The organism is Rhizobium sp. SJZ105 (assembly GCF_007828365.1).
GTDB lineage: Bacteria > Pseudomonadota > Alphaproteobacteria > Rhizobiales > Rhizobiaceae > Agrobacterium > Agrobacterium tumefaciens.
In genome coordinates this window covers 1-2,798 of record NZ_VIUP01000036.1, presented here as the reverse complement: position 1 = coordinate 2,798, position 2,798 = coordinate 1, and the positions used below count along the sequence as shown (strand labels likewise).

Genomic DNA, 2,798 nt, shown 5'->3' with positions numbered 1-2,798 from the left:
GTGAGCGTCCGGTGAGCTGTTTTTGCTGATCGGGAAAATCAGGCGATGTTCTGGCATTCGAACCAGCATTAGTGCTGACATTAATACCAGAACAAAGAGGTTTTATGGCTCGCATGGAGATCATGTCCGGTACCGAGCGCAGGCGGCGCTGGTCGGACGAGGCGAAGCTGAGGATACTGGAGGAAGCTGATGAACCCGGTGCTCGCATTGGTGAGGTTGCGCGCCGGCATGACGTTCATCCTGGCCAGATCCGCTTGTGGCGGAAGTCGTTCAACTATGTTGATCGACCGACGGTGTTCCTTCCAGTGGAAATCATGGAGGAGGCTGGCTTAAGTCAGGCGTCTACCGCGGTAACGAGGCCGGCGATCGTCGAGATATTGCTGCGGAACGGTCGGTGCCTGAAGGTTCCTGCTGACGTTGAGTTGAAGCTGCTCGGTCCGCTGATCGCTTGCGTGGAGGCGGCATGATCGGGCCATCGGGCAATGTAAAGGTCTATCTGGCCTGCGGAGTGACCGATATGCGGCGCGGCATTGATGGTCTGTCCGCACTGGTCGAGACGGTCGTGAAGGAGGCGCCGGGCTCGGGCGCGATCTTCGGCTTCCGCGGAAAGCGCGCCGACCGGATCAAGCTTCTCTGGTGGGACGGCCAGGGGTTCTGCCTGTTCTACAAGATTTTGGAGCGTGGATACTTTCCCTGGCCGACAGCGAAAGAAGGTGTCGCGCACCTGACGCAGGCGCAGCTTTCCATGCTGGTTGAGGGGATTGATTGGCGCCGCCCGGCATGGACGTCCGCTCCTGGCCGAACGGGATAAAAGCTATATTTTGCAAGGGCATCCGAGGCTTAACGCTGGCGCGTCAGAGGCAAATCGGCTAGATTTGCGGATATGGAAACAGCGCCGCTGGACAGTCAGGACGAACTCACTGCTTTGCGCGCACTGGTCGCCGAACAGGCGGCGAAGCTTGAGAGCCAGGAAGCCGAGGTCATCAAGCGAGACTCCATCATAGGGCTTCTTCGCGCGCAACTGGAGCTTCTCCGACATCGGCAGCATGGCGCCTCTTCGGAAAAGATTGATCGGAAGATAGAGCAGTTCGAACTGATGCTGGAGGAGATCGAGGCTTCCCGTGCCGAGGCTGAACTGCGCTCCGGGAAAACTCCTCTGCCGGAGTTGGACGACGCGCCGGACAAGCCGAAGCGCAAGCCTCTGCCTGATGGTCTCGCCACCGAAGAGCTGATCTATGCGGCTCCGTGCAATTGCCCGACCTGCGGTGGCACGTCATTCCTGAAGGCGGCGGACAGAGTGGTCCAGGTGTTGGAGCACGTGCCGGCGTCGGTCAAGATTGTCCGCCATGTCGAGAAGCGTATGATCTGCAAGGAATGCGATACGACGGTGGCTGGTGAGATGCCGACCTTGCCGATCGAGCGCGGCAAGCCCGGGCCTGGATTGCTCGCCCATATCATGGTCTCCAAGTTCGATGATCACATTCCGCTTTACCGGCTCTCAGAGATGTATGATCGGCTGGGAATAGACATATCGCGCTCCGTGATGGCCGACTGGGTCGGCCGCGTATCCGCTTTGCTAACACCCATCGTCTTGTTGATCAGGGCCCACATCGCCGCGCTTGACCGAATACATACGGACGATACCCCGGTCGATGTTCTCGACCCCGGGCGGGGCAAGACAAAAACCGGCAGGGTCTGGGTCTACGTCTTCGACGGCAGTGGCTATCAAGCCACCACTCCGGCAGCCATCGCCTATTACTATAGCCCTGACCGCAAGGGGGCCCATCCGGCTGACCACCTGGCAAGCTTCAGCGGCGTCATGCATGCCGACGGTTATGGAGGCTACAAAAAACTCTACGGCAACCAGATCGTTGAGGCCGCCTGCATGGCGCATGTGCGGCGCAAGTTCCATGATGTGATCAAGCTGAAGCCGTCACCGATCGCGGAGGAAGCGCTGTCGCGCATCGGCGCGCTCTACGATATCGAGAACCGTATCCGCTGCATGTCAGCTGACGAGCGGCGTACCCTGCGCCAACACCATGCCCGGCCCGTTCTGGACGAGTTTAAGGCCTGGATTGAAGCCACGCTTTCTACGCTGCCACAGAAGCAGAAGCTGGCCGAGGCAATGCGATATGCGCTGTCGCGATGGGCCGCCTTGAGCGTCTACATCGACGATGGCCGTGTCGAAATCGATAACAACATAGCTGAGCGAGCGATGCGTCCGCTGGGTCTCGGCAGAAAAAACTGGTTATTCGCAGGCTCAGACAAGGGCGGTGAGCGCATCGCCAACATCCTGACCATCATCGAAACGGTCAAACTGCACGGCCATAATCCGGAGCTCTACCTGACAGATGTCCTGACCCGGATCCAGGATCACCCCAAGGACCGATTTGAAGATCTGCTGCCCTGGAACTGGATACCAGCAAAAGCTCGATGCGAGGCCGCCTGATGGCTCGCTCGAGGTTCATCTATACGCTCAGCCAAGTCGCCGGCATGATCGGCGAAAACCTCGAACTGATCGAAGAAGTAACCGCAAACCCGGACAACATCTCCGAGGGCGAACTGGTTTACGTCAGCGATGGCAGTGAAGATGGCACGAAGGGTCTGACCGGGAATGGCATCGAAGAACTTCAAAGCCTACTTGCCGACATCAGGACGTGGGATGGCGGTATCCGCGAGTTCCTCATCGACACACAGTGCGATCCTGAAATGATCGACCGCGTCATGGCCGATGAAATGAAACGCGGCTCATAGCTTCCATCTCTCGACACCCGAAAACGCTTTCGCCGGACGCTCAC

General features: G+C 58.7%; 3 protein-coding genes and 1 pseudogene. 3 read left to right on the top strand and 1 reads right to left on the bottom strand.

The annotated features are described in order from the left end of the window. Window positions 1–104 precede the first annotated feature (104 nt). From tnpA to tnpC, 3 genes are all read left to right on the top strand, one after another. Window positions 105–467 carry an IS66-like element accessory protein TnpA gene (tnpA, locus tag FB593_RS27355; protein ID WP_145167660.1) on the top strand — a complete coding sequence of 121 codons (363 nt, stop codon included), beginning with the start codon at window positions 105–107 and terminating at the stop codon, window positions 465–467. Then, window positions 464–811 carry an IS66 family insertion sequence element accessory protein TnpB gene (gene tnpB, locus FB593_RS27350; RefSeq protein ID WP_145167658.1) on the top strand — a complete coding sequence of 116 codons (348 nt, stop codon included), beginning with the start codon at window positions 464–466 and terminating at the stop codon, window positions 809–811. Before tnpA ends, tnpB begins: the two co-directional genes overlap by 4 nt. Window positions 812–883: 72 nt before the next feature. Then, entirely contained in the window at window positions 884–2,449 is a 1,566-nt protein-coding gene (gene tnpC, locus FB593_RS27345; RefSeq protein ID WP_145167656.1) for an IS66 family transposase, read from the top strand. 181 nt (window positions 2,450–2,630) lie between these two features. Here tnpC and FB593_RS27685 read toward each other — a convergent pair. Further along, window positions 2,631–2,798: pseudogene (locus FB593_RS27685) on the bottom strand (IS5/IS1182 family transposase); the annotation flags it as partial.